Source organism: Mesorhizobium sp. M7A.F.Ca.CA.001.08.2.1 (assembly GCF_003998455.1).
Classification (GTDB): domain Bacteria; phylum Pseudomonadota; class Alphaproteobacteria; order Rhizobiales; family Rhizobiaceae; genus Mesorhizobium; species Mesorhizobium ciceri.
In genome coordinates, this window is sequence record NZ_RZPW01001109.1 from 1 (window position 1) to 1,490 (window position 1,490).

Consider the following 1,490-nt stretch of genomic DNA (forward strand, 5'->3'; position numbering starts at 1 on the left):
CCCCACCACCGCCACCGGAGCCGCCGTTGTCACCATTTCCACCGTCTGGAATGGCCTGCGTGCCGGCCGCCCCACCGGTTCCTGCATCCGGACCGTTGCCCGCGACGCCGGCGTCACCTGCATCGCCACCATCGCCGCCGTTGCTGTCTACGTCACCATCACCGCCCCTGCCTCCGGTCGCACCATAAAGAGCCTGTGCATGCGCCGGCGCCGTCAGGATGACTGGCAGCAGCAACGACCCCGCGAGCGCCGTGGAGCACAAAAGTACAAGCGGGCGTATGAGCGAGCGACGATCGCGAATTGTCATGGAATTCCCCCCGTGTGCCGCAAGCAACGATTCCGCGGCCGGCCCGATCGCCGAGCGTCCCGCGAAAATCATCGCTTGCCGCTGCGTCGGGTCGCGTGCGTCCGCCACGCACATCGCCCGACTGCTTCCTCACAATCCGCCCGGCGAAACCACCAAGACGATCGCGGCCGATGATAAAACGTCCTCTCCCGACAATTCCACCGATCAATTCTATTGAATTCTGACCAATTCTTGCACGGGCGGATCGCGCTTGCCTCCCCGCACAACTCCTGCGAGATTCAACATTTGGCGCATCGGGGGGTGCGGCAGGGGAACCCCGTGCGAATACTCGACCATGCTTGATCTGAAGACCGTTCTGGTTGTTACGTTTGCAACCGCAAGCCTGCAGGCCGTCACCTGGTTGTTTGTGTGGCTGGCGTGGCGCCGCCTCTATGAGTTGAAGTTTCTTGCGGCCGGCTTCGTCGCTATCGCGGCGGGGGTGCTGCTGATTCTCCTGCGTGGGGAGCAGCCGGCGGCCTGGGCCATCGTGCTCCACAACACGATCATCAAGCTAGGCCTGGTGTTGCTGGCCGAGGGTCTGGCGCGCTTTCTGGGACAGCCACGCTATACCTGGATCAGCATTTCACTGCTGATTTTCCAAATTGTCGCATGGAGTGCCGCCCTCGCGATGGATCCGGGCGACATTGCTATACGCATTCACGCATCGACCTTCTTTACGGTCGTGATGATGTCGGTGATGTGTCTTGGGCTGATGCGGGACCGGACGCAACCAACCCTCCTGCGCTGGATCACGATCGGTGTGCTTGCCGAGTATATCGCGGCTAGCGTTCTCCAGAGCATCATCGAATACCGGCTGCCGGTCGATTTTCAAGGCGCCTCGGTTCTGGCCGACCGCAACGCTTGGTATCTGCTGCAGGGCGCGCTGTTCCTGATCGCCTTTTTCGGCTGCCTGCTGTTCATGGTCAGTTCGCGGCTGTCCTCTGCGCTGCTGGAGAAAAATATCGCCTTGTCGCGGGAGGTACGGGAACGACGACGGCTGGAAAGCCGGTTGAACGCGAGCCTGGCGGCCGAACGTGTGCTTCGCGACGAGCAGGCGGACTTCATGCGCGTCGTCAGCCACGAGTTTCGCACCCCGCTCGCCATCATCCGCAACGCGGCCGACATGATCGGCCTTGTCGGCCAC

2 pseudogenes are annotated in these 1,490 nt (G+C 62.3%); one reads left to right on the forward strand and one right to left on the reverse strand.

Going from position 1 to position 1,490, the window contains the following annotated elements:
* A pseudogene (locus EN914_RS38850) lies at positions 1 to 307 on the reverse strand (hypothetical protein); the annotation flags it as partial.
* Positions 308 to 641: 334 nt separating this feature from the next.
* Between EN914_RS38850 and EN914_RS35265 the strand changes: the two are divergent.
* Positions 642 to 1,490: pseudogene (locus tag EN914_RS35265) on the forward strand (sensor histidine kinase); the annotation flags it as partial.